22 protein-coding genes are annotated in these 24,621 nt (G+C 71.3%); 17 read left to right on the top strand and 5 right to left on the bottom strand.

The window, feature by feature from the left end; translation table 11 throughout:
* Positions 1 to 136: 136 nt before the first annotated feature.
* From ssb to ACIA8K_RS11230, 3 genes are all read left to right on the top strand, one after another.
* Positions 137 to 736, top strand: coding sequence for a single-stranded DNA-binding protein (gene ssb / locus ACIA8K_RS11240; protein ID WP_396057447.1), 600 nt, complete (start codon positions 137 to 139; stop codon positions 734 to 736).
* A gap of 275 nt (positions 737 to 1,011) precedes the next feature.
* A complete protein-coding gene (locus ACIA8K_RS11235) occupies positions 1,012 to 2,094 on the top strand; it encodes a cobalamin biosynthesis protein (protein WP_396057646.1) in 1,083 nt (360 codons plus the stop codon).
* A 208-nt stretch (positions 2,095 to 2,302) separates the two neighbouring features.
* Positions 2,303 to 3,853: a cobyric acid synthase gene (locus ACIA8K_RS11230; RefSeq protein ID WP_396057445.1), complete on the top strand. Its 1,551-nt coding sequence runs from the start codon at positions 2,303 to 2,305 to the stop codon at positions 3,851 to 3,853.
* A 479-nt stretch (positions 3,854 to 4,332) separates the two neighbouring features.
* Here the strand turns inward: ACIA8K_RS11230 and ACIA8K_RS11225 are convergent, their stop codons facing one another.
* A complete protein-coding gene (locus ACIA8K_RS11225) occupies positions 4,333 to 5,181 on the bottom strand; it encodes an alpha/beta fold hydrolase (protein ID WP_396057443.1) in 849 nt (282 codons plus the stop codon).
* Between the two features lie 95 nt (positions 5,182 to 5,276).
* Here ACIA8K_RS11225 and ACIA8K_RS11220 point away from each other — a divergent pair, with 95 nt between their 5' ends.
* Positions 5,277 to 6,149: an AraC family transcriptional regulator gene (locus ACIA8K_RS11220; RefSeq protein ID WP_396057644.1), complete on the top strand. Its 873-nt coding sequence runs from the start codon at positions 5,277 to 5,279 to the stop codon at positions 6,147 to 6,149.
* Between the two features lie 137 nt (positions 6,150 to 6,286).
* Here ACIA8K_RS11220 and ACIA8K_RS11215 read toward each other — a convergent pair whose 3' ends face one another.
* Positions 6,287 to 6,565, bottom strand: coding sequence for an SCO0607 family lipoprotein (locus tag ACIA8K_RS11215; protein ID WP_396057441.1), 279 nt, complete (start codon positions 6,563 to 6,565; stop codon positions 6,287 to 6,289).
* Between the two features lie 191 nt (positions 6,566 to 6,756).
* Here ACIA8K_RS11215 and ACIA8K_RS11210 point away from each other — a divergent pair, with 191 nt between their 5' ends.
* Genes ACIA8K_RS11210 through ACIA8K_RS11200 form a run of 3 tightly spaced genes read left to right on the top strand, consistent with a single transcriptional unit; the run spans position 6,757 to position 11,609 of the window.
* Positions 6,757 to 7,923, top strand: a complete 1,167-nt coding sequence (locus ACIA8K_RS11210) for a serine hydrolase domain-containing protein (RefSeq protein WP_396057439.1) — start codon at positions 6,757 to 6,759, stop codon at positions 7,921 to 7,923.
* Positions 7,924 to 7,952: 29 nt separating this feature from the next.
* On the top strand, positions 7,953 to 9,833 hold the full coding sequence (locus ACIA8K_RS11205) for a site-specific DNA-methyltransferase (RefSeq protein WP_396057437.1): 1,881 nt from the start codon (positions 7,953 to 7,955) through the stop codon (positions 9,831 to 9,833).
* Positions 9,834 to 11,609: a DEAD/DEAH box helicase family protein gene (locus tag ACIA8K_RS11200; RefSeq protein WP_396057435.1), complete on the top strand. Its 1,776-nt coding sequence runs from the start codon at positions 9,834 to 9,836 to the stop codon at positions 11,607 to 11,609.
* Here ACIA8K_RS11200 and ACIA8K_RS11195 read toward each other — a convergent pair.
* On the bottom strand, positions 11,606 to 11,926 hold the full coding sequence (locus ACIA8K_RS11195) for a winged helix-turn-helix transcriptional regulator (RefSeq protein ID WP_396057433.1): 321 nt from the start codon (positions 11,924 to 11,926) through the stop codon (positions 11,606 to 11,608). The two genes, ACIA8K_RS11200 and ACIA8K_RS11195, sit on opposite strands and share 4 nt — an antisense overlap.
* A 73-nt stretch (positions 11,927 to 11,999) precedes the next feature.
* Between ACIA8K_RS11195 and ACIA8K_RS11190 the strand changes: the two genes are divergently transcribed.
* From ACIA8K_RS11190 to ACIA8K_RS11155, 8 genes are all read left to right on the top strand, one after another.
* Complete coding sequence (locus ACIA8K_RS11190) at positions 12,000 to 12,851, top strand: alpha/beta hydrolase (protein WP_396057431.1); 852 nt, start codon at positions 12,000 to 12,002, stop codon at positions 12,849 to 12,851.
* Positions 12,852 to 12,929: 78 nt separating this feature from the next.
* Positions 12,930 to 13,841, top strand: a complete 912-nt coding sequence (locus tag ACIA8K_RS11185; RefSeq protein WP_396057429.1) for an NAD-dependent epimerase/dehydratase family protein — start codon at positions 12,930 to 12,932, stop codon at positions 13,839 to 13,841.
* Positions 13,842 to 13,978: 137 nt separating this feature from the next.
* The gene (locus ACIA8K_RS11180; protein ID WP_396057426.1) at positions 13,979 to 14,683 is read left to right on the top strand and encodes a hypothetical protein; all 705 of its coding nucleotides are present in this window, start codon (positions 13,979 to 13,981) and stop codon (positions 14,681 to 14,683) included.
* Positions 14,684 to 14,694: 11 nt separating this feature from the next.
* Complete coding sequence (locus tag ACIA8K_RS11175) at positions 14,695 to 16,161, top strand: MFS transporter (protein WP_396057424.1); 1,467 nt, start codon at positions 14,695 to 14,697, stop codon at positions 16,159 to 16,161.
* 65 nt (positions 16,162 to 16,226) lie between these two features.
* Positions 16,227 to 16,820: a class I SAM-dependent methyltransferase gene (locus tag ACIA8K_RS11170; protein WP_396057422.1), complete on the top strand. Its 594-nt coding sequence runs from the start codon at positions 16,227 to 16,229 to the stop codon at positions 16,818 to 16,820.
* Between the two features lie 936 nt (positions 16,821 to 17,756).
* The gene (locus tag ACIA8K_RS11165) at positions 17,757 to 18,623 is read left to right on the top strand and encodes a sigma-70 family RNA polymerase sigma factor (protein ID WP_396057420.1); all 867 of its coding nucleotides are present in this window, start codon (positions 17,757 to 17,759) and stop codon (positions 18,621 to 18,623) included.
* 102 nt (positions 18,624 to 18,725) lie between these two features.
* Positions 18,726 to 20,387 (top strand): MDR family MFS transporter, encoded by a 1,662-nt coding sequence (locus ACIA8K_RS11160; protein WP_396057418.1) that lies wholly within the window; start codon positions 18,726 to 18,728, stop codon positions 20,385 to 20,387.
* A 313-nt stretch (positions 20,388 to 20,700) separates the two neighbouring features.
* Positions 20,701 to 20,997 (top strand): antibiotic biosynthesis monooxygenase family protein, encoded by a 297-nt coding sequence (locus ACIA8K_RS11155; RefSeq protein WP_396057416.1) that lies wholly within the window; start codon positions 20,701 to 20,703, stop codon positions 20,995 to 20,997.
* Between the two features lie 65 nt (positions 20,998 to 21,062).
* Here the strand turns inward: ACIA8K_RS11155 and ACIA8K_RS11150 are convergent, their stop codons facing one another.
* On the bottom strand, positions 21,063 to 21,800 hold the full coding sequence (locus ACIA8K_RS11150; RefSeq protein ID WP_396057414.1) for a GAF and ANTAR domain-containing protein: 738 nt from the start codon (positions 21,798 to 21,800) through the stop codon (positions 21,063 to 21,065).
* Positions 21,801 to 21,957: 157 nt separating this feature from the next.
* Here ACIA8K_RS11150 and ACIA8K_RS11145 point away from each other — a divergent pair, with 157 nt between their 5' ends.
* Positions 21,958 to 23,046 carry an S-(hydroxymethyl)mycothiol dehydrogenase gene (locus ACIA8K_RS11145; protein ID WP_396057412.1) on the top strand — a complete coding sequence of 363 codons (1,089 nt, stop codon included), beginning with the start codon at positions 21,958 to 21,960 and terminating at the stop codon, positions 23,044 to 23,046.
* Positions 23,046 to 23,675: an MBL fold metallo-hydrolase gene (locus ACIA8K_RS11140; RefSeq protein ID WP_396057410.1), complete on the top strand. Its 630-nt coding sequence runs from the start codon at positions 23,046 to 23,048 to the stop codon at positions 23,673 to 23,675. The genes ACIA8K_RS11145 and ACIA8K_RS11140 overlap by 1 nt, the downstream gene beginning before the upstream one ends.
* Positions 23,676 to 24,166: 491 nt before the next feature.
* On the opposite strand, the gene ACIA8K_RS11135 is transcribed toward ACIA8K_RS11140, so the two are convergent.
* Positions 24,167 to 24,364, bottom strand: a complete 198-nt coding sequence (locus tag ACIA8K_RS11135; RefSeq protein ID WP_396057408.1) for a hypothetical protein — start codon at positions 24,362 to 24,364, stop codon at positions 24,167 to 24,169.
* Between the last annotated feature and the right edge of the window lie 257 nt (positions 24,365 to 24,621).

Here is a 24,621-nt window from a genome sequence, read left to right as displayed (position 1 = left end):
CAGCGACCCTACCCCCGTAACAGATCATCCGGCGGCCTGAACCGTTGTCCACAGGCGGAATCTCTGTCCACAGGCGCGGTTCGCAGTCCTGTCAGTCCGGCAAGTCTGGACCCCTCACAACAAGCAAGGGGGTCCCATGTTCGACACCTACGTCACCGTGGTCGGCAACGTGCTGACCGCACCCGAGTGGCGCCGCACCGAGAGCACGAAAGCGCTCGTCGTCCACTTCAAGGTCGCGTCCACCGCCCGCCGGCTGGACCGCGAGACCGGCCAGTGGATCGACGGCAACCACCTCCGCGTCCGGGTCACCTGCTGGCGCCGCCTGGCGGAGAACGTGACAGCGTGCGTGATGACCGGCGACCCGGTCGTCGTCCTCGGCCGGCTCTACACCCGCGACTGGGTCGACCCGGACGGCACCCACCGCGTGCAGTACGAGTTGGAGGCCGTCTCCGTCGGCCACGACCTGAACCGTGGACAGGGCACCTTCAAACGTGTGAAGCCGGGCGGCCCTGCCACCGGCGAGGTCGAGGACGGCCGCACCGACGACCACGTCCGCGGCGAGGCGACGCAGCCGATCGCACCGGGCGAGTTCGACGAGCAGCAGCACACGGACGGCGACTTCGACTACGAGCCGCCCTCAGCGCCGCTCGGCCGACCGGAGGACATGCTGACCGGCGAGGATCTCGACACCACGCTTGACCAGATCGACGACAAGATCCTGACCGGCACCTCCTGAGGCCTCCATCGCCGCGACCCCGGCAGGCGCGGCGGTGGCCCCGCCACCCATCGGCCGGCCTCGCCGGCGCCTACCCCGCAGGCCCGGCCAGCCGGCCGATGGGTGGCTTCCCATGCACGTCTCTCATGATCGGCCTCTCCCCGAGGCCCCGGCCACGGGTGGTTAGGCTGCCCGGCGGAGGTGATCCGGTGCCCACGACAGCAGACTCCCGCTCACGCAACCGGCGCTTGGCGCCGACGGCTCCCCGGCAGCAGATTCCGGTGTCGGCAGCTCGGCTGCGGGCTGCGGAGGCGGCCGGCATGCTCGCCGGTTACGGGCTGGACGCGCTCTTCGGCGATCCGCGGCGCTGGCACCCGGTGGCCGGCTTCGGCACGGCCGCGTCCGCGCTTGAGAAGCGGGTCTACGCGCCGGACCGGGCGGCCGGCGCCCGCTTCGCCGCGATCGCGGTGGGCGCGCCCGTGCTGGCCGGCGCCGTGGTCGCCGGACTCACCCGCCGGCAGCCGGTCCTGCGGGCCGTGGCGGTGGCGGCCGCCACCTGGACCGTGCTCGGCGCCCGCACACTGCGCGCCGAGGCGCACACGATGGCCGGCGCGCTGGACCGCGGCGATCTCGACGCCGCACGTGGCCGACTCGGCCACCTGTGTGGCCGGGACCCGTCCGCGCTCGACGAGCCGGAACTGTCCCGCGCCACCGTCGAGTCGGTCGCGGAGAACACGTCGGACGCGATCGTCGCCCCGCTCTTCTGGGGTGCGGTCGCGGGCCTGCCCGGTCTGCTCGGCTACCGCGCCGCGAACACACTTGACGCCATGGTCGGCCACCGCTCGGCCCGCTACGCCCGCTTCGGCACGCCCGCGGCCCGGCTCGACGACGCGCTCAACCTGGCCCCGTCCCGGCTGACCGCCGCGCTCACGGTCGCCCTCTCCCCGCTGGCCGGCGGTTCCCCCGGTCGTGCGCTGCACGTCTGGCTGCACGACGGCCACCGGCATCCCAGCCCCAACGCCGGCCAGTGCGAGTCCTCCATGGCGGGCGCGCTCGGTGTCCGCCTCGGCGGCCGCAACGTCTACTTCGGCCGCGCCGAAACCCGCCCCCACCTCGGCGACGGCGCTCCCCCGCTGGCCCCCGACATCGCCCGCGCGGCTCGCCTATCCGGCGCGGTCGGCCTCGCCGCCGCCGGCCTGGCCACCGCCTACCGCCTAGCCGCCGCCTATCGCCTGGCCACCGCCAATCGCCTGGCCACGGCCAATCGCCTGGCCGCCGCCGGCCACGCCCACCGCGCCGGCCGCTCACCGGCCGCCGACCCATCCGGGGTCCGCACACCCACCCGTCCCGCCTCGACCCGACAGGGCGGCATGCGATGACTTCCTCATTCGACCGGAACCCACAGCTCGGCACGATTCGCACAGCCGCCGACCCGGCGCCTGCGGTGAGCGGTGCAATGCACCTCGGGCGCCGGAACTCATCCTTCGACCCGGCCCGCACAATCACCGGCCCGGATCAGACGGCGCGTGGCGCGGTCGGCCTCCAGCGCAGCCCGGATTCGGCGGCAGTGCGTGTGGAAGGTGCGCGGTGAGCGCCCGGCAGGCCGGTGGGCTGCTGGTTGCCGGTACCACGTCGGATGCGGGGAAGAGCGTGCTCACCGCCGGGATCTGCCGGTGGCTGGCGCGGCGCGGGGTGCGGGTGGCGCCGTTCAAGGCGCAGAACATGTCGAACAATTCGGCCGTGGTGGTCGGGCCGGACGGGCGGGGCGGGGAGATCGGGCGGGCGCAGGCCATGCAGGCGGCGGCGGCCGGGCTCGCGCCGGACATCCGGTTCAACCCGGTGCTGCTCAAGCCCGGCAGTGACCTGCACAGCCAGGTGGTGCTGCTCGGCGAGGCGGTGGACACGGTGAGCGCCGGCAGCTACCGCGCGCTGCGCCCGCGGCTGGCCGGGACTGTGTTCGAGACGCTTGCCGAGTTGCGTGCGGAGTACGACGCGGTGATCTGTGAGGGTGCGGGCAGCCCGGCCGAGATCAACCTGCGGGCCGGCGACTTCGTGAACATGGGGTTGGCGCGCGGCGCCCACCTGCCCGCGATCGTGGTCGGCGACATCGATCGGGGCGGCGTGTTCGCGGCGCTGTTCGGCACGCTGGCGCTGCTATCCCCGGAGGATCAGGCGCTGCTCAGCGGCTTCGTCATCAACAAGTTTCGTGGCGATCTGGGCCTGCTCCGCCCCGGCCTGGACATGATCACCAACGCGACCGGCCGGCCCGTGCACGGCGTACTCCCCTACGACCACGACCTGTGGCTCGACGGCGAGGACTCGCTGTCCTACGGCAGCACGCTCGGCCGCCCCACCCCGCCGCTCGGCCGCGACTGGCTGCGGGTCGCGGTGATCCGGCTGCCTCGCATCTCCAACGCCACCGACGCGGAGGCGTTCGCCGCCGAGCCCGGCGTGCGGGTGCGACTGACCGGCACACCCGCGGACCTGCTGGATGCGGATCTGGTGGTGCTGCCCGGCTCGAAGTCCACGGTCGCTGACCTGCGCTGGCTCCGCGAAACCGGCCTCGCAGACGCGGTCACCGCGCACGCGGCTGCCGGCAAGACAGTGCTCGGCATCTGCGGCGGCTTCCAGATGCTCTCCCGCACCATCCACGACGACGTGGAAAGCAAGGACGGCACTGTTCCCGGGCTGGGCCTGCTGCCCACCGAGATCACATTCGCCCCGCGCAAGACGCTCGGCCTGCCGCGCGGTAGTGCCTTCGGCGTCGAGGCCGTCTCCGGCTACGAGATCCACCACGGCCAGGTGTCAAGCACCGACCCGGGCATCGTGCCGTTTCTGCACTACGCCGACGGCCGCCCCGAGGGCGCGATCGCCGGCCCGGTTTTCGGCACCCACTGGCACGGCGCCTTCGAGTCCGACGGCTTCCGCCGCCGTTTCCTCACCGAGGCGGCCCGTCTCTCCGGCCGCCACGGCTTCAGCGTCTCGCCTCACACCTCGTTCGCCGCCGCCCGCGACCGCAGCCTCGACCGCCTCGCCGACCTCGTCGAGGAGCACCTGGACACCGACGCCCTCTGGCGCCTCATCGAGTCCGGGCCACCGACCGGCCTGCCCTTCATCCCCCCGGGCACCCCCACCTGACGCCCACCCCGGCCACACCACCAGCGGCGACGCCCAGCCGAGTCCAGCCCAATCCCGTTTAGCCCAATCCCGTCCAGCCCAGTCCGGCCCAGCAGCGCGGCGGCGGAGACGGCTCGCGAGTTCGACGTCATGAACGCAACGCTCACCGCATCCGGGCCCGCGCCCCCACGCGGCCCACCCCCGGCTGCGCCCGACCCGGCACACCGCCCGCCGTCAGTCCGGACGGCTACACCCACCCGGTCCGCCGCAGCCTCGGCCTGCCCTGGACACGCGGCCCGCCCGGGACAGGCGGCCCAACATGGACACGCGGCCCACCCTGCGCACGCGGTCCACCCTGCGCAGGCAGCCCACCCTGCGCATGCGGCCCGCACTGCGCACGCGGTCCCGTGGCCGTCCGGCCGCGGTCCTGCGGCCATCCTGCCGGATGCGGCATCACCGCCGCCCCGGCTCTCCACATGGAGCCGGCCGCAGATCCTGCATCAGCGCGACGCCGGCTCCAGCACCTCCGCCGCGGCCGCGGCGAACGCGGACGGCTGCTCGAGGTGTCCGAAGTGGCCGCTCTCCTCCAGGATGTGCAGGCGCGCGCCGGGAATGCCGCCCGCCAGTCGGGCGGCGTAGGCCGGGCCGCACATGAAGTCGTGCCGGCCGGTGATGACCACGGTCGGCGCGGTGATCTCGCCGAGGCGGTGTCGCACGTCGAACGGGACCGGGTCCTGGCTGGTGGCCGGGCCCGCTGCCATCCGGACCGCTGCCTGCCACGATGCGAACTCGGCACGTCGCGTCCAGAAGTCGGCGAAGTAGACGGGCAGCGCTGCGGCGAACGACGCGCTCAGCGTGTCGTCGTCGGTCGCGGCCAGTGCGCGCTGGAATGCCTCCGGCACGCCCGCCGCCTCGGGCACGCCGGGGTGACGTGCCGGGTATGCGGCCAGGCCCGCCGACGCCTCGGCCCAGAATTCCGGCCCGGCCTCGGGCGAGGTGGAGTACAGGATCAGCCCGGCCACCCGTTCCGGATGGGCCAGCGCGTACGTCTGCGCGACGAAACCGCCGTGCGAATGGCCAAGCAGGTGGACCGGCCCGTCGCCCAGGTGTGCGACGAGCGCGGCCAGGAAGCGCACGTAGGTGGCAATCGTGTATCCGCCCTCGGGCACGCCGGAGTCCCCGGTACCGACCGGGTCCGGGTAGACGACTGTGAACCGCTGCTCCAGCGCGGGCGCGCGCAGGTAGGCCGCGTCCAGGCCGGGCCCGCCGGCGTGGGCGACGCAGAGCGGTCCCTGCCCGGCCACCCGGTAGACCTGCCGTACCCCGTCGAGGAAGAACTCGTGTGCCATGCCGACCAGCCAAGCGCGTCAGGGCCCACGTGGCCATGCTCATCCCGCGCGGGGCGGATACGACTTTGGCGCGCGTTAGCATCTCCCGGGTGGACATGATCAGCGATGTGGTCGCCACCGCGCGCGGGGGCCGGGCGGTGGCGGTCCGCAACCGCTATGCGGGTGTCTGGTCCACGCGCTTTCCCGAGATCAACGGCTCCGGGTTGCACATCGTCCGCCTTGGCGCCCCGTGGCTCGTGCCGGAGGAGGGCGATCCGGTCGCGCTTCACCCCGGCGAGATCGTCTTCGTGCCGCACGGCCGCCCGCACGGGTTCGGCAGCTCTCCGGTGCCGTTCCGGAGCCTGCCTGAGGTCCGGCAGCCGCCTCCGGCCGATCGCGGCTGCTTCGACGTCGAGTTCGTCTCGTGCTGTTACCACCTGGACCGGGGCCGGGTGCACGACGCGTTGAGCGGGCTGCCGGACGTGATCACGCTGCCGATTGACGAGACGCTGGGGATGCTCGCGGACCTGCTCGGCGCGCACGCGGTGGACTCCCGGCCGGGCAGTGACCTGGCGCTGCCCGCGGTCGTCGACCTGATCCTGATCCATCTGCTGCGCCGCTGGCAGGACCAGCAGGGCGAGCTGGGGGTCGCGGACGCCGGGATCGTCCGGGTGCTGCGGTCCGTACGCGAGGATCCGCACCGGCTCTGGACGGTCCAGCAGCTCAGCGACGTGGCGGGGTTGTCCCGTGCCGCGCTCACCCGCCGGTTCACCTCCGCGACGGGTGAGGGGCCGGGCGCCTACCTGCTGCGCCGCCGCCTGGACCGGGCCGCGCACCTGCTGCGCCACACCGATCTGCCACTCGCCTTGATCGCGGCGCAGCTCGGATATGCCACCGAGTTCAGCTTCTCGGCCGCATTCCGGCGCGCGTTCGGCATCGCGCCGGGCCGTTTCCGCAACCGCGAACGGCACACCACCGAAGCCACCTGATCAGTCAGCCGCCACTCCCGGACCGGATCCGCAACCACTACCGCGACCGCGACCGCGACCGCGACCGCGACCGCGACCGCGACCGACAGCACTGTGACAGACCGGTCCCGAGTGACGGGCCATCGCGGCCACCCCGGTCAGCCGGCTTCGGTGACGGTGCCGTTCTTGTCGATGGAGCGGGTGCTCCAGTAGGTGTCCCACTCGTCGCCGATGTGCTTGGGGACCTTGCCGTCCGGGTAGCGGACGTAGCCGGCCGGCGGTTCCTCGCCGTTCGGGGCGCAGGCGCGGCCGGTCGTACTGTCGACGGCCTTGACCGGGTATTCGCCGTCGCGGCAGATCTTCTCCTGGCCGGAGCAGCCACTCAGCACGACCGTGGACAGCGCCAGGACGGACAGCAGACGCGAGAAGGTTCGCATGCCGTCAGACGCTACCGCCGACGTGCACCGGATCCGCCCGGCCCGGCACGGCGCGCCTCCGTTTCCGCAAGAACCCCGAAGACGTCTCGGGGTAAGCCCCGGATTCATCCGAAGGCATAGACCAGGGTCGAATGCCGATGTGGACCGGGGCCGGTCTTCCTAGGCTCATTCCGACGAAGGGAGTCCACGACATGTACCGACGTATCGGGCGAGCGGCGACCATTACCGTCCTCGCCGCCGCACTCGCCGCCAACCCGGCCGCCGCCACCGCGAACCGGGCCGACCAGGCCGCCGGTTACCGGCACCTACTCCAGCAGGCCGCGAACGACCTCGCCGGCTTCGGCATCAGCGGCGTCCAGGCGCTGATCCGCGACGGCCGCCGGACCACCGAGGCGCGGGCCGGCGTCGCGGACGTCACGACCGGCCGTCCGGTCCCGGAGAACGGCTATTTCCGGATGGGCAGCAACACCAAGACGTTCGTCTCCGTGATTCTGCTGCAGCTGGCCGGCGAGGGGCGGCTGCGGCTTGACGACACAGTCGACCGCTGGCTGCCCGGGGTGGTCTCCGGTAACGGCAACGACGGTACGAAGATCACCATCCGCCAGGTGCTGCGTCACCAGTCGGGGCTGGCCGAGTACACCGACGGCCTGCCGGCGTTCGAGTCGGCGGAGGCGTTCGAGCGGCACCGTTACGACCACTGGGAGGACGCGGATCTGGTCGCGCGGGCGGTCGCGAAGGCACCCGAGTTCGCGCCGGGTACGGACTGGGGCTACTCGAACACGAACTACATCGTCGCCGGAATGATCATCGAGCGGGTCACGCACCGGCCGTGGTACGCCCACCTCCGGCAGCGGATCTTCGCGCCGGCCGGGATGACGCAGACGTCCTACCCTGGCGACAATCCGGATCTGCCGAACCCGCACGTGCAGGCGTACGAGATCTTCGGCCCGGACACCGCGCTGCAGGACACCACGCGGTGGAACACCACTGTCGCGGGCGCGGCCGGTGGCCTGGTCACCACGCCGACCGATCTGAGCCGCTTCTGGCAGGCGCTCCAGCAGGGCCGGCTGCTGCGCCCGGCCGAGTTCCGTGAGATGCACCGGACCGTACCGACCGGGGACGATCCGGCGGGCCGGCAGTACGGTCTCGGCATCTTCTTCACCCCGTCGGAGTGCGGCGGTTTCTGGGGTCATGACGGCAGCGTGCCGGGCATGACGACGGTGGACGGTGTGACGGCGGACGGCACCCGGACGTTGATCCTCTCGATCAGTTCGCCGCCGGACTTCGTGACCGACCCGGAGGCGCCGCGGAAGGCGGGCGAGCGCGCCGCCCGACTCCTCACCGAGGCGCTCTGTTAAACGCGCCACACCGACTACGCTCGGCAGGCGTGACCCGGCCCCCAGATCGCACCGCCCGGAACGTGGCGCTGCTCGCGGAGCTCTTTCCGGCCTGCGTGACCGAACGGCGGGACCCGGACGGCACGCCGCGCACCGCGATCGACCTGGACCTCTTACGTACGGAGCTGGGCGAGCACCTGATCGAGGGCCCACGGGAACGCTTCCACCTGGACTGGCCCGGCAAACGGGACGCCCTGCTCGCCGCGAACCAGCCGGTGAGCAGGGCGCTGCGCCCGGACCGGGCGTCCAGCCAGGACTTCGACGTGACGCGGAACCTGTTCATTGAGGGCGACAACCTGGACGCGTTGCGCCTGTTGCAGGAGACCTACCTGGCCAAGGTCAAGGTCATCTACATCGATCCGCCGTACAACACCGGCAGCGACAGGTTCGTCTACCCGGACCGGTTCCGGGAGCGGGCGGACGACTACCGGGCGCGGGCCGGGCTGGTGGGCAACCTGGCCACGGACGGGCGCTTCCACTCGAACTGGCTGTCGATGATGTACCAGCGGCTGACGCTGGCCCGGACGCTGCTGCGCGAGGACGGCGTGCTGCTCATCTCGATCAACGACGTGGAGCAGGCGAACCTGCGGCGGATCTGCGACGAGGTCTTCGGCGAGGCGAACTTCCTGACCCAGTTCGTCTGGCTCAACGAGGGCAACGTGGACCAGCAGAGCGCGATCAAGGGAGTCCACGAGTACGTCCTCGCCTACGCACGTGACCTCACGAAACTCGGCCGCCCGGCGATCATCGATCCGAACATCGAGGAGGAGAGCAAGCTCTTCAACGAGCGCATCGAGAACTCGATCACCAAGAACGGCCCGGCGAATCCGGAGTCGACGATCACGCTGCCGAAGGGCTTCCCCGCCTGGTTCGACAACGGAGATATCGCGCCGAGGGACGATAGATACCCCAAGATCATCGACCCCATCACGGTACGCGACGGCACGCTCGAACGACCGGCCCGGCTGCGATCCGGCTGGAGCAGCCGCAACCTGCTCGAACTTTTCATCGCCAACGGCTGCACCCCGATCCACGACGCCAAGGGCCGCACCACCACGTTCGCCCTCACCGACCGCGGCGCGATCTACTACGCCAAGCACCGCCCCGCGGACGCCGGCCACGTCGTCTCCGTCCTGCGCAACATGGGCACCACCAAACAGAACAGCGCCATGCTTGCGAGCTGGGGCATCGAGTTCTCCTACCCCAAGCCGGTCTTCCTGATCGAGTTCCTGATCCGCACGTTCACCACAGCGGACGACGACGCGCTTGTCCTGGACTTCTTCGCCGGCTCCGCCACCACCGCGCATGCGGTCTTCCGGGCGAACGCGGCCGACGGTGGTCACCGCAGGTTCGTGCTTGTCCAGTACCCCGAGCCGTTCTCCGGCCCCGGCTTCGACACCATCGCGGACCTGGCCCGTGAGCGCATCCGCCGCTCCGGCGAGGAGGTGCGCGCACAGAAGGGCTGGTCGGGCGACACCGGCTTCCGCACGCTGCGGATAGACGCGCCGAGCATCACCGACGCCTCACGCAGGCCGGAGGAGATCCGGCAGGAAGAGCTTGAGGATCACGCCGACCGCGCGCTCCCCGGCCGTACCCACGAGGATCTGCTCTTTGATGTGTTGATCCGTTTCGGGGTCGACCCGGCCGAGCCGATCACGCGCGATCAGATCGCCGGCCACGACGTCTTCGCCGCCGGTGACCTGCTGGCCTGCCTGGACAGCCGCCCGCCCTACACCCCCGAGCTGTTCGCGGAGGCGGCGAAGCGGCGCCCGGCCCGGATGGTGCTGCGCGACGCGGGCTTCACCGGCGACGAGCTGCGGATCAACGCGGAACGGCTGCTCGGTCCCGGCATCGACCTGCGGGTGCTCTGAATGCGGCTGCGGTACGCGGTCCAGCCGCACCAGACCGAGGCGGTCGCCGCCGTGGTGGACGCGTTCGCCGGCCAGCCGCACGTCGCCGGCCCGGCCAACGCGCCGCTGCGGATCGGCGCGGACCGGCTGCTCGCGAACGTGCGCGCGGTCCAGTCCGCGCACGGCCTGCCCGTGTCCGCAACGCTGCTGCCGAGCGCCGGCTGCCCGGTGAACCTGGACGTGGAGATGGAGACCGGCACCGGAAAGACCTACGCCTACATCAAGACCATCTTCGAGCTGCATCAGCGGTACGGGTGGGGCAAGTTCGTCGTGGTCGTGCCCGGCATCGCAATCCGGGAGGGGGTGGAGCGCGCTTTCCGGCAGACCGCCGAGCACTTCATGGCCGCGTACGGCCGGAAGGCGCGTTTCTTCACCTACCGCTCCCGGCACCTGCACCGGCTGGAGAGCTTCGCGTCCGGCCCCGGCATCAACGTGATGATCATCAACATGCAGTCGTTCACCGGGGCGGACCGCCGCCGCATCCACACCGAACGCGACGACTTCCAGTCCCGGCGCCCGATCGACGTGCTTGCCGGCGCGCGCCCGGTGCTGATCCTGGACGAGCCGCAGCGGATGGAGGGCGGCCGTACGCTCGGCGCGCTTGCCTCGTTCCGCCCGACCGCGATCCTGCGCTACTCCGCCACCCACCGGATCGCCCGCAACCTGGTGCACCGCCTGGACGCGCACGACGCCCACGCGCGCGGCCTGGTCAAACGCATCGCGGTGCACGGTGTGACAGCTGCGGAGAGCAGTGCGGAACTGCTGCGGCGGGTGCAGATCAGGGAGGCCGTGCGCGCGCACCTGGAGCAGGAGGAGCGGCTGCGGCCGTACCAGGTGAAGGTGTTGTCGCTGTTCTTCATCGACGCGGTGGTGCGCTATCGCGACTATGCGCGCGCGGACGGCAAGGGCGACTACGCGCGCATCTTCGAGGAGGAGTATCTGCGGGCCACCGGCAGCGGTAACGCCGCGGACGTGCACCGCGGCTACTTCTCCGTCGACCGGCGGACCGGGCGGCTGGCCGACCCGGAGGCGCCGGACGACGAGGACGCGTTCGACCTGATCCTGCGCGACCGGGAACGCCTACTCTCCCCGGACGAGCCGGTCCGGTTCCTGTTCTCGCACTCCGCGCTGCGCGAGGGCTGGGACAACCCGAACGTGTTCGTCATCTGCATGCTCAAGCGCGGCGACAGCACCATCTCCCGCCGTCAGGAGGTCGGCCGCGGCCTGCGCCTGGCGGTCGGCGCGGACGGCGAGCGGCTCACCGACCCGGTGCTCAACGAGCTGACCGTGATCACCCCGGAGTCCTACCGCGACTTCGTGGCCGGGCTGCAGCGCGAGTTCCCCCGCCCGCCCGAGGTCCGCGACGCCCGCCTGCCCCGATCACGACCGGCGCCGGACCGGACGGCACACCGCCTGATCACCCTCGACTCGCACGCCTTGATCACCGCCTGCGTGGCCGCGCTCGACGCCCGTCTCCCGGCCGCGCCGCCCCGGTACACGATAAGCACGGCCGCCGGGTCCGTCACCCGTGCGGTCACGGCCGGCCCCACCGCGCACGACCTGCTCGGCGACCTGGCCGCGACGACCGGGCTGACCCGCCGCACGCTCGCCGCGATCCTCACCGCGATCAGCCCGGCCGTCTTCGCCGGTTTCGCCCACGACCCGCGCGCGTTCCTCACCGCCGCCGCCCGCGTCATCACCGCTGAGCGTCAGCGGGTGGAGCGCCCCGCGGGCTAACGGGCCGCCCAGTCGCAGATCGCGGTCAGCGGCGCCTCGAGCGACTTGCCCATCTCCGTCAGCGCGTACTCCACGTGCTGCGGCGCCGTCTCGCGCAGCACGCGCCGTTCGACAAGGCCGTCCTGTTCCATGCCGCGCAGCGTCTCGGTGAGCACCTTCTGGGTGATCCCGGCCAGCCTGCGGCGCAGCTCCGCGTGCCGCTGCGGGCCGGCAAGCAGCGCGTAGATCACCAGTACCCGCCACTTGGACGCGAACCGCTCCAGCGCCTGCCGGGTGGCGCAACCCTCTTCGAGCACGTCCGGAATCACCAACGCCATGACATCACCCCCGTGATGGGCACCGAAAAGTGCCTTCTGGTCCACACCGGAGCGTCAGCCTACCGTCACCGGCATGAGAAACGAGACGATCACTTTCGATGCGGACGGCGTGCAGCTGACCGGCGTGCTGCGCGTCCCGGACGACGCGGACGGGCGGGCGGTCGCGCTGACCGGCCCGTTCACCGGCGTGAAGGAGCAGGTGACCGGGACCTACGCGGACCGGCTGGCCCGGCAGGGCATCATCACGCTCGCCTTCGACCACCGCGGCTTCGGGGAGAGCGGGGGCCGCCGGCAGCACGAGGACAGCGCCGGCAAGCTCGCCGACCTGCGCGCCGCGGTCACCACGCTTCAGGAACACGCGGACCGGATCGGCCTGGTCGGCATCTGCCTCGGTGGCGGCTACGCCGTGCGCGCCGCCGCCTCCGACCCCCGGGTGCGCGCGGTCGCCGGGATCGCGGGCGCCTACAACAGCCCGGCCTGGTTCGCCGCACAGTCCGGCCTGGCGAACTACCGCAACGCGCTCACCTCCTTCATCGAGACCATGGACGAGATGATCCCGGCCGTCGCCCCGGACAACGGCGAGGCCGCGATGGGCGGCGACGAGCCGTTCGCCTACTACGGCACCGCGCGCAGCGCCGCGCCGAACTGGCGCAACGAGATGACGCGCGGCTCGCTTCACGCGCTGATGACGTTGGACGCGCTCGGCGCGGCCCCGCTGCTTGCCGAGACGCCGCTGCTGGTCGTGCACGGCACGAACGACGACTACTGCTCACCGGAGTTGGCCCGGCGGATGCAGGCGGAGACGCCGGGCGAGTCGGAGATCCGCTGGCTGGAGGCGGATCTGCACATCGACCTCTACGACAGCGAGCCGCACGTGGCCGCCGCCTCCGACGCGACCGCCGCGTTCCTGCACAAGCACCTGTAGGACTTGACATCCACCCCTTGGTGAGTCACTCTCTGTTTAGTTACGGCATCTAACCAAAGAAACAGGGAGTGACTCGCCATGGAGCTACACGTCGTCCTCGGTCGCGGCCCCGCCGGCACCACGCTCGCCGACGAGCTGCGCGGCAACGGCCACCAGGTCCGCACCGTCGCCCGGACCGCCTCGAACGCCGGCGAGATGGCCGCCGACCTGCTCGATCCCGCCGACGCCGCCAAGGCGGTCGACGGCGCCACAGTCGTCTACCACGCGGTCAACGTCCCCTACGAGCAGCAGATCGAGATCATGCCGCGCATCCAGCAGACCGTCGTGGACGCGACCGCGCAGGCCGGCGCCCGCCTCGTCGTGCTTGACACGCTCTACCCCTACGGCCCGACCGGCGGCGCACCGATGACCGAGCGCACCCCGTGGAACGCCACCTCCCGCAAGGGCCGCATGCGCGCCGACCTCGACGCGAACTACCTTCGCGCCCACGACGAGGGCCGCCTGACCGTCTCGCTCGGCCGCGCCGCCGACTTCTTCGGCCCGCGCGTGTTCAACTCAAGCCTCGGCGCGACAGTCTTCCCGCCCGCGCTGACCGGCGGCACCGTGATGGCGCTCGGCGACATCGACCTGCCGCACAGCTACAGCTACATCCACGACGTCGCCCGCGGCCTGGCGCTGCTCGGCGCACGCCCGGAGACGGCAGGACGGGTGTGGCACCTGCCGACCGTGCCGGCGCTTACCACGCGCGAGATCCACACGCTGATCGGCGAGATCGCCGGCGCCGCGCCGCAGGTCGAGGTGCTCGACTCGCCGCGGCCGTGGGGCCCGTTCGACGAGGCGTTCATGGCCGAGTACGAGGAGCTCTTCTATCAGTACCTGGAACCGCAGATCATGGACTCGTCCGCGTTCGAGGCCGCGTTCGGCACCCGCCCGACGCCGCTGCGCGAGGCGCTGCACACCACAGTCGACTGGTTCCGCACGATCCTCTAGAAGATCACAATCCTTCGAGGGTACGGATCCCCCGCCGACTGCCGAAGCCGGCACCACAGAACCCCGTCGACTTTGGTCTACGCCTCCATCGACCAAAGCCCGACGCGCCCCCGCCCCGCACCCGGCAGGCTGGACCCGTGCAGAAAGCCCCCCGCTCCCTCGCCGACCTCGCGCTCGTCTGCGCCGGTTTCCCGCTGATCGGCGCAGGCCTCGGCTGGCTGGTCCACCACTTCTGGGGCTGGCTGAACGATCGCGCCTGGGTCCCCCTGCACGGCCTGGTCCGGTGGATCGCGAGCTGGCCCGAGCCCTGGGCACTGACCGGCATGGTCGGCGCGGGCCTGCTGGCCGGGCTGGCACTTACCGCGTCCGCGTTCTGGGGCTACGTCGTGATCGGCGTGGACCACGACGAGCTTGTGGTCCGGCGCGGCGACAAGACCAGGCGGGCCCGGCACGCCGAGATCGGCACGGTCTGGGTGGAGGAGTCAGGCGGCCTGACCAGCAAAGAGCTAGTGGTGCTCGGCCGCGACGGCGTCGAGCTGTGGCGGGTCCGCGGCGACCTGCCGCCCCGCCCCGGCATCGAGGCGCTGCTCACCGCGCACGGGCTCCCGTGGCGGGCCGGCGGGGATCCGCACTCCGACGCGTACCGCCGCTGGGTCGAAGGTCTTCCCGAGGACGACGGCCACCTCCCGCCGGGGGCGAACGCGTTGCTCGCCGCCCGGCAGCGCGCACTGCGCCGGGACGACCGCGAAGACGCCGACGCGCTGCGCCTGGAGCTGGCCCGGCTCGGCATCTCGCTCAGGGACGAGAAGGACCGGCAGCACTGGCGGCACACCGCGCGGTAGCTTGATTCTCGATGAACGCGGATCTCCGACTCCACCGCCCCGCGGGCCGCTGGGTCCTCTTCGCCACAGTCCTCGGTTCCGGGCTGGCCTCCATCGACGCGACAGTTGTCAACATCGCGCTCCCCCGGCTCGGCGCGGAACTCGACGCCGGCGCCGCCGCGCTGCAGTGGACCGTGAACGGTTACACCCTCAGCCTCGCGTCGCTGATCCTGCTCGGCGGCTCGCTCGGCGACCGGTACGGCCGCCGCACCGTCTTCGTGCTCGGCGTCGCCTGGTTCGCGCTCGCCTCCCTGCTCTGCGGCCTCGCGCCGAACGTGGAGACGCTGATCGCCGCGCGCGTGCTGCAGGGCGTGGGCGGTGCGCTGCTCACCCCCGGCTCGCTGGCGATCCTGGAGGCGGTCTTCGCGCGCGAGGACCGGGCGAAGGCGATCGGCGCCTGGTCCGGCCTCGGCGGTGTGGCAGGTGCGGTCGGCCCGTTCCTCGGCGGCTGGCTGGTCGAGGTCGCGAGCTGGCGCTGGGTCTTCCTGATCAACGTGCCGCTCGCGGTGCTCGTGGTGCTGGTCGCGCTCCGCCACGTGCCGGAGACCAGGGACGACGGCGCCCCGCGCGGCCTGGACCTGTCCGGCGCGCTCGTCGGCGCGATCGGGCTGGGCGGTCTCACCTACGGCTTCACCGCCTGGCCCGCGCTCGGCGGCGGCCACCCGGCCGTGCTCGGCACGCTCGTGCTCGGTGTCGCCGGGCTGGCCGCATTCGTGCTTGTCGAGCGCCGCTCCCCGCACCCGATGCTGCCGCTGACAGTGTTCTACTCGCGCGCGTTCACCGCCACCAACCTCACCACCTTCGCGGTCTACGCGGCCAACGGCGGCGTCTTCCTGCTCACCGTGCTGAACCTGCAGGTCGTGGCCGGTTTCAGCCCGCTCGCGGCCGGCACGGCGATGCTCCCGCTGACCGCGATGATGCTCGTGCTGTCCGCACGGGCCGGCGCGCTCGCGGAGCGCATCGGCCCGCGTCTGCCGATGACGGCCGGGCCGCTGATCTGCGGGGCCGCGCTGCTGCTGTTCGCGCGCATCGGCCCGGACGCGAGCTACCTGCGCGACGTGCTGCCCGCCGTGCTGGTGCTCGGCCTCGGCCTGTCCGCGACAGTGGCGCCGCTTACCGCGACCGCGCTCGGCTCGGTGGAGCGCCGGTACGCGGGCGTGGCAAGCGGGGTGAACAACGCGGTGGCCCGCGCGGCCGGGCTGCTGGCCGTGGCCGTGCTGCCGCTCGCGGCCGGGATCGGGACCGGGAGCCTGACCGATCCGGTGGCGCTGCACCCCACGTACCGTTACTCCATGTGGATCTGTGCAGGCCTGATGGCGGCCGGCGCGGTGATCGCGTTCCTCGGCGTGCCGAGCCGGTCCCGGCCGGTCGACTCGCCGGTGAAGACGCACTGCGCGCTTGCCGACACTCCACTGCACCCGGCGGACGAGCGGCTTTGACAGGCCGCCGGTCAGCGCGAAAGATCCATCCGAACCTGCACGTGCTGACCTCGGGAGATCAATCGATGGGCAACGCCTCCATCTTCCTGCGCGAGTTCCTGCGCTCGCCCGCCCGGACCGGGGCGATCGCACCCAGCTCGCGCCGGCTCGGCGAGGCCGTCGTCGCGCCGATCCCGGAGAGCGGCGACCCGATCGTGGTCGAGCTGGGCCCGGGCACCGGCGCGTTCACCACCGTCATCCAGGAGAAGCTGGCCGGTCGCGGCCGGCACCTCGCCATCGAGCTGAACCCGGCGCTCGCCACCATGATCGCGGAGCGCCACCCCGGCGTCGACGTGATCAACGGCAACGCCGCCGACCTGCCGCAACTGCTCGCGGAGCGCGGCATCGACAAGGTCGACGTGGTGATCAGCGGACTGCCGTGGGCATCGTTCCCGCTCAGCGCGCAGCAGTCGATCCTGGAGGCCGTGCACGCCGCGATGGCCCCGAACGGCGCGTTCACCACGTTCGCGTACACGATGGCCGCCCGGACGCCCGCCGCACGCCGCTTCCGCGCCATGCTGGAGCGCTCGTTCGAAGAGGTCGTCCTCGGCCGTACCGTCACCGCGAACCTGCCGCCCGCATTCGTCTACTACGCCCGCCGCTCCCGCACCCACGCCTGACCGCCGACCGCCCTTCCCGCACCCGGCCTCAGGCCACCGCTCCGCACTACGCGGGCCGCCGCCGCGGCTTCCATCCACCCCGAAGCCGCAGCGGCCCGCGCATTCATCCCCAACCCCAAGACCACAGATCCACATTTTCCCACTCTGGGGGTGGTTGCGACCCGCACGCTCCCGCGGGCTCACCTCCCGCGCGTGGCCGGGACCAACCCCTTCGGGCGTTACACGCCCGACATTTCGTGTTATGAGGGCTAGGTGGTGTCGGCGCCGTTTCTTGCCTCCGGCAGCCCTTCCCGCCCACGTGACCTTGACGCCTGACCGCCCCCACAATCGGCGGCCAAGCAGTGAGTGCCGCAAAAGAGAGGTCAAGTAGCGCGAAGTTGACCTCTCTTTCGCGGCACTCAGCAGACTTCTGCGGCACTCAGCAGACTTTTGCGGCGCTCGGCAGGCTTCTGCGGCACTCGGCAGTTTTTGCGGCGCTCGGCAAGCGCTCGCGATGGACAGCCTCGGCGGCAGCGCCGGGTGAGCACCTTATGGCGATATATCGGACACGGCCACGACCGCCACGACCACCACGGGCACCACGGGCGGCCGAGAACAACACTCGACCGAAATGTCACCTTACGGTGGAGCGCACCCGAAGGGCCCAACGAGCGCGGTGTGGGAAACGCGGCCACGGCGGGACCGCGGCCCGCGGGAGCATGCGGGCAGCACCACCCGCAGAGCGGGAAGATCGACTTTGAGGTTTTCGGGCTGTTGATCTGAGGCAGTTCGGGGCGGAATGGGCCGAAATCGCGGCTGCCGTTCTCCTCAGAAAGCCGCCCCTGAGCGTTCGGCCGCGGGAACAACCGAACGGCAACCGTCCGCAAACCGTTCCGCACCCGAAGAAAATCAGAGTTTCCCCTGGCCAGAGAGGTACGCCAGCAGGGGGAAACACTGATGAGCAGCACGACGACGACCACGCCGGCGACGATGAGCGACCGGGACCGCGAGGACATGATCCGGGCGAACATGCCGCTTGTCGGCCATCTGGTCCGCGAGATGCTCGGCCGCGTCCCGGCGCACGTGAACCGCGACGATCTGACCTCGGCCGGCCTGGCCGCGCTGGTCACGGCGGCCCGCGCGTTCGACGTCGAGCGGGGCATCCCGTTCCACAGGTTCGCGGCGGCCCGGATCCGTGGCGCGCTCCTCGACGAGTTGCGCGGACTCGACTGGGCTTCCCGCTCGGTGCGGTCCCGCGCGCGGCAGACTGACGTGGCCCGGCAGCACCTGACCGCCACGCTCGGTCGCACGCCCACGCTCGCCGAACTCGCCGCCCACCTCGGTCTCCCGGTCGCGGAGATCAGCTCGGTCGAGGACGACGTACAGCGCGCGGTCGTGCTCTCGCTGCACGGCTTCACCACCGGCAGCGCGGACGACATGGTGACCGAGCCGACCATGGGCCCGGAGGACCTGCTCGTCCACCGCGAGCGGATCGGCTACCTGCACAACGCGATCGACGCGCTTCCCGAACGGCTGCGCACCGTGATCACCAGGTACTTCCTGAACGACGAGCCGATGTCAGTCATCGCGGCCGAGCTGGACGTCACCGAATCGCGCATCTCCCAGCTGCGCGCGGAGGCGCTGATGCTGCTCAAGGACGGGCTGAACACCCACCTCGATCCGGACCAGGTGACCGGCGCCTCTCGCCCGGACGGCTGTGTCGCCCGACGCCGCGCCACCTATTTCGCCCAGATCGGTACCAAGGGCACGCTTACCTCGCGCCTGGCCCGCACGAGTCCTCAGGGGCTGCCGGTAGCTGCCTGACCGTTCCGGCAACATCGCAGCTCACCCCGTGGGGTAATCGAAGAGAGCTACACCGCGAACCGTGTGTATGGTGCAAGCAACTCGATCTCCCAGGAGTAACGCGTGAGCGCCTCTGCCGCCTCCCCGGCCCCAACCATCCCAGCGGGCGAAGGCGACTTCACCCACCGTCAGATCATGACGATCCTCGCGGGCCTGATGATGGGCATGTTCCTGGCCGCACTTGACCAGACCATCGTCGCCACCGCGATCCGGACCATCGCCGACGACCTGCACGGGTTCTCCGTGCAGGCGTGGGCCACAACGGCCTTCCTGATCACGTCCACGATCTCGACGCCGCTGTACGGCAAACTCTCCGACATCTACGGCCGCCGCCGGTTCTTCCTGGCCGCGATCGGCATCTTCGTGGTCGGGTCGATGCTCTGCGGCCTGGCCGACAACATGTACCAGCTGGCCGCGTACCGCGCGGTCCAGGGCATCGGCGCCGGCGGCCTGATGTCGCTTGCGCTGGCGATCATCGGCGACATCGTGCCGCCCCGCGAACGCGCCAAGTACCAGGGCTACTTCCTGGCCGTCTTCGGCAGCGCAAGCGTGCTCGGCCCGGTCCTCGGCGGCCTGTTCGCCGAGGCCGACGACATCTTCGGCATCGCCGGCTGGCGCTACATCTTCTACATCAACGTCCCGCTCGGCCTGCTCGCCATGGTCGTCGTCGCCCGCGTGCTGCACCTGCCGCACCACCGCACCGACCACCGCATCGACTGGCCCGGCGCGCTCGCACTGATCGTCGGCCTGGTCCCGCTGCTCACCGTCGCCGAACAGGGCCGCGCCTGGGGCTGGGACTCCCCGCGCGCGCTCGGCTGCTACGCGGTCGGCCTAGTGGGCATCGTCGCGTTCATCCTCGCGGAACGCGCCTACAAGGACGAGGCGCTGCTCCCGCTCCGCCTGTTCCGGATCCGTACCTTCGGCGTCGGCGCCGCAAGCAGCTTCGTCGTCGGCATGGCCATGTTCGGCGGCCTGATGATGGTCCCGCTCTACCTGCAGATCGTGAAGGGCTCGACCCCGATGGTCGCCGGCCTGCAGATGATCCCGTTCGTCTTCGGCATCATGACCGGCTCCATCGTCTTCGGCCAGATCATCTTCCGGACCGGCCGCTACCGCGTCATCCCGATCATCGGCTCGACGCTGATGCTGCTGGCACTGGGCCTGTTCTCGCTGATCACCGCGGACACGCCGCTGCCCGCGGTGATGGCCATCATGCTGATCATGGGCCTGGGGCTCGGCGGCAACATGCAGCCCATGGTCACCGCCGTGCAGAACGCGGTCTCGCCCCGCGAGATCGGCACCGCCACGTCCGCTGTCACGTTCTTCCGGCAGATGGGCGGCACGCTCGGCACCGCGGTCTTCCTGTCCGTCCTGTTCGCCGCCGTCCCGGGCAAGATCCAGGACGCGTTCGCGGACGCGCAGTCCGATCCGGCGTTCACCCAGGCGCTGCGCGACAACCCGGCCCAGGCCGAGGCGCTCAAGGCCGGGCAGTCGACCGAGGGCCTCAACGACACGTCGTTCATCAACACGCTGTCCGACGTGATCGCCCACCCGTTCAAGGTCGGCTTCTCCGAGTCGATGACCCTGGTGTTCATGCTCGCCGCCATCATCATGGTGGTCGGTCTGATCGTGGTGCTCTTCCTCCCGGAACTGCCGCTGCAGAACCGGTCGGCCGCGGCCGCACGCGCTGCCGAGGACCGGGAAGCGGCGGCAGGAGCGCTGTAAATTCATTTTCCCGCTCCCGCGGTGGTACGGCCCGCATGCTCCCGCGGGCAAACCTCGCGGCGGGCAAAGACTCCGCTGGCGCTCCGCTTTCCCCGCCGCTCGGAGCCGGTTCCGCCGATGGTCACCGAAAACCGCAGCCGGCCCGTTCCCCGGGCCGGCTGCGGTCTTTCACCCCCGGTGGCGCTCCGGGTGCGGCCGCCGGGGTCCTAGGCGCTGTATCGACGTGGGATGCCGGGCTGCGGCGAGGCCCAGGCGACCCCTGGACCGCGCCTCGCTCCGACCCCCACACCGATACAGCGCCTAGGCTGAGGGCATGGCTGTTGTGAAGATCAACGCAATCGACGTTCCCGAGGGCGCCGGGCCGGAGCTGGAGAAGCGGTTCGCGGCGCGGCAGGGTGCGGTGGAGGGCTCGAAGGGTTTCCTCGGCTTCGAGCTGCTGCGCCCGGTGAGCGGGGAGACGCGCTACTTCGTCTACACGAAGTGGGAGAGCGAAGAGGACTACCAGGAGTGGGCCCAGGGGTCGGGCCGCGCCGCGCACGCGGGTGAGCGCGCCCGTCCGGTGGCCGCCGGCGCCAGCCTGCTCGAGTTCGAGGTCGTGCAGTCGGCCTAGGCGCTGCCGCCAGGCCGGCTCCCGGGCGTGTTCGGCGCTTTCCTACGGCCGTATGGCGCGCCGTCCTAGGTGGCGGCCGAGCGGCGCTGGGCCGTCTCGAGCAGGCGTTCCGCGACCACGCGCGGGCTGACGGCCAGACGGGTGGCGGTCTCGTCGATGACCTCGTAAGCCTCGGCGGGACCGCAGCCGCGCTGGGCCATGATCAGGCCGACCGCGTGGTTGACTGTGGCGTCGGACGGCTCGGGGGCGGCGGCGGGCTGCTCACCGGCACGGCGCAGGATCTCGCCGAGCAGGAGCGCCGCCTGACCCGCGATCGCCATGGCGGCGACCATCCGGCCGGGGGCGGAGGCGTCCGGGTCGGTGAAGTAGACGGTGAGCGCGCCGACCGCGTCGCGGCTGACGTCGAGCGGGAGCGCTATCGCGGTGTGCAGGGCGGCGCCGACCGCCGCGGGCTGCAGGACGGGCCAGCGCGGGTCGAGCGTGAGGTCGTCGCTGATCACCGGCTCGCGGGTGCGCAGCGCGTCAAGCGAGGGACCGGCGCCCTCGTCCTGCTGAGCGTCGTCGATCTTGCGGCGGCTGCTCTCCGAGGCGGCGGAGACGGCGGGCCGGCCCTCGGTGATCAGCAGGACTGAGCAGCGGGCGACGCCGGGTACGGCGAACGCCGTGAAGCGGGCCAGGTCGGCGAGCGCGGACTCGATCTCGCGGGCCCGCAGCAGCATGGCGGTGAGCTCGTGCAGGAGTCCGACAAGCTCGACGCTATGCGGTCCGGGCGCATCAGCCCCATCCTCGACGGCGAAATTCACCCGGCCACGCTACCAGCGGTCCGGGCTCCGCGCAGGGCCGATCAGTGGCCGATTCCGCAGCCGGGGACGACGCGATTATTTCCCCCGAAGAGACCCCGATTTCCAAGATCGCTGTGTTACGGATTGACCGCGAAAAACGACGACGGAGGTAGGCAGCGTGAACCAGACAGTGCGCGGCGTCATCGCCCGGGCCAAGAACGCCCCGGTGGAGCTCGTCCCGATCATCGTCCCGGACCCGGGTCCCGGCGAAGCGGTGGTGAAGATTCAGACCTGCGGGGTCTGTCACACGGACCTGCACTACAAGCAGGGCGGCATCAACGACGACTTCCCGTTCCTGCTCGGCCACGAGGCCGCGGGCACTGTCGAGTCGGTCGGTGCCGGCGTGACCGAGGTCAAGCCGGGCGACTTCGTGGTGCTCAACTGGCGCGCGGTCTGCGGCGACTGCCGAGCCTGTCGCAAGGGCAAGCCGCAGTACTGCTTCGCCACCCACAACGCCACCCAGCCTATGACGCTTGAGGACGGCACGAAGCTCTCCCCCGCGCTCGGCATCGGCGCGTTCATCGAGAAGACGCTCGTCGCGGCCGGCCAGTGCACAAAGGTCGACCCGGCGGCCCGCCCGGCCGCGGTCGGGCTGCTCGGCTGCGGCGTGATGGCCGGCATCGGTTCCGCGATCAACACCGGCAACGTGCAGCGGGGCGACTCGGTCGCGGTGATCGGCTGCGGCGGCGTCGGCGACGGCGCGGTGGCCGGCGCGGCACTTGCCGGCGCGACCACGATCATCGCGGTGGACACCGACGACCGGAAGCTTGAGTGGGCGAAGGGCTTCGGCGCCACCCACACGGTCAACGCGCGCGAGGGCGACGTGGTCGAGGCGATCAAGGCGCTGACCGGCGGCTTCGGGGCGGACGTGGTGATCGACGCGGTCGGCCGCCCGGAGACCTGGAAGCAGGCGTTCTACGCCCGTGATCTGGCCGGCACCGTGGTCCTGGTCGGCGTGCCCACGCCGGAGATGACCATCCCGGAGATCCCGCTGCTCGACGTGTTCGGCCGCGGCGGCGCGCTCAAGTCCAGCTGGTACGGCGACTGCCTGCCCACCCGCGACTTCCCGATGCTCACCGAGCTCTACCGCCAGGGCCGCCTGGACCTGGACGCGTTCGTCTCCGAGGAGATCGGCCTGGAGCAGGTCGAGGAGGCGTTCACCAAGATGCACCGCGGCGACGTCCTCCGCTCGGTGGTGATCTTCTGATGCCGGCCCGCATCGATCACACCGTCACCTCCGGCACGTTCAGCCTGGACGGCCAGACGTTCGACGTCGACAACAACGTCTGGGTACTCGGCGACGACACCGAGTGCGTGGTGATCGACGCCCCGCACGACGTCGACGCGATCCTCAAGGCCGTCGGCGGCCGCACGGTCAAGGCCATCCTCGCCACGCACGCCCACGACGACCACGTCCGTCAGGCTCCCGCGCTTGCGAAGGCGACCGGCGCCCCGATCTGGCTGCACCCCGACGACCTGGTGGTCTGGCAGCTCACCCACCCGGACACGGCGATCGACGGGCGACTCGCGGACGGTCAGGCCATCGAGGTCGGCGGCGTCACGCTTCACGTGCTGCACACGCCCGGCCACGCGCCCGGCGCCTGCTGCTTCCACGTACCCGCCCTCGACGTCGTCTTCACCGGCGACACGCTCTTCCAGGGCGGCCCCGGCGCGACCGGCCGCAGCTTCAGCAGCTTCGACACGATCATCGACTCGATCCGTACCAAGCTCCTGACGCTGCCGCCCGCCACGACCGTCCACACCGGTCACGGCGACAGCACCACCATCGCCGCCGAGGCCCCCCACCTCACCGAGTGGATCACCCGAGGCAACTGACCGCACGACACCGGCCGCGCGGGCCCTTCACGACCCGCGCGGCCAGCCAAAACCCAGAGCCAGAAGCACATTTACCCACTCTGTGGACGGTCCAGCCCGCACGCTCCCGCGGGCCGCCACTCCCGCCGTGGTCCCGAAACCCCCACCGCGGCCGCCACCCCGACACCCCTCACCACACCCTGCGCTCACCGGCTGTCCGACTTTTCCCCATAAGTCACCCCGCCGCACGCCAGAGCACCGACCGTGTATGCGGCAACAACGTTTTGAGCGCGCCATAACGTTGTTGTCGCATATACGGTCAGTCGATCTCCGGCCTTCCGCCGCGGGCATTACCGTCCGGGAGAACCCCCGCGGGGCGCGCGGCCATCGCCACCGAGCGGCACCTGCGAGGGTCCTGCTCTGGGCGGGACCGGGCGCGGGGCCGCCGGCCCGCGGGAGCGTGCGGGCCGGACCATCCACAGAGTGGGAAAATTCGGAATCTGATCTGGTTCTCAGTCCGGCGGCTCCTCGGAGGCGGCCTCGACGGACGTGCGGTGCTCGACCGAACCGCCGGGAGCCGCGGATGCCTCGGCCGTGCGCTCGTCGGACTCGAGGAGGATCTCCCCGGCCTGCGCCTCGACGTTGTCGCTGCCGACGCTTCGTTCTTCGGGCAGCAGTGCTGCCGCCCGGCTCTCCACCCGATCACTCATCTCCGCTGCGTACCCAGCCGAAGCGTTTTCAGTCACCATCGCGACCCTGATGGGAGACGGGCGCCGCGGGACGCGGTAGGCTCTCCGGCGTGACGAAGTCCTTTTATTGGTTTGGGTGGCCGGCCCTGAGCGCCGGTGACTCAGCCATGGTCTGACGTCACCAACAAGCCTTCAGAGAGCCGGCCGGGGCAGGGAGCTTCTTCCCTGCCCTTTTCGCATGCCATAGATGCTGCCCGGCTCTCCAGGTCACCGGCCCT

The sequence above is a fragment of the Catenuloplanes sp. NPDC051500 genome, from assembly GCF_044454585.1.
In the GTDB taxonomy this organism is placed as follows: Bacteria; Actinomycetota; Actinomycetes; order Mycobacteriales; family Micromonosporaceae; genus Catenuloplanes.
This window is presented reverse-complemented; position numbering and strand designations above follow the sequence as displayed.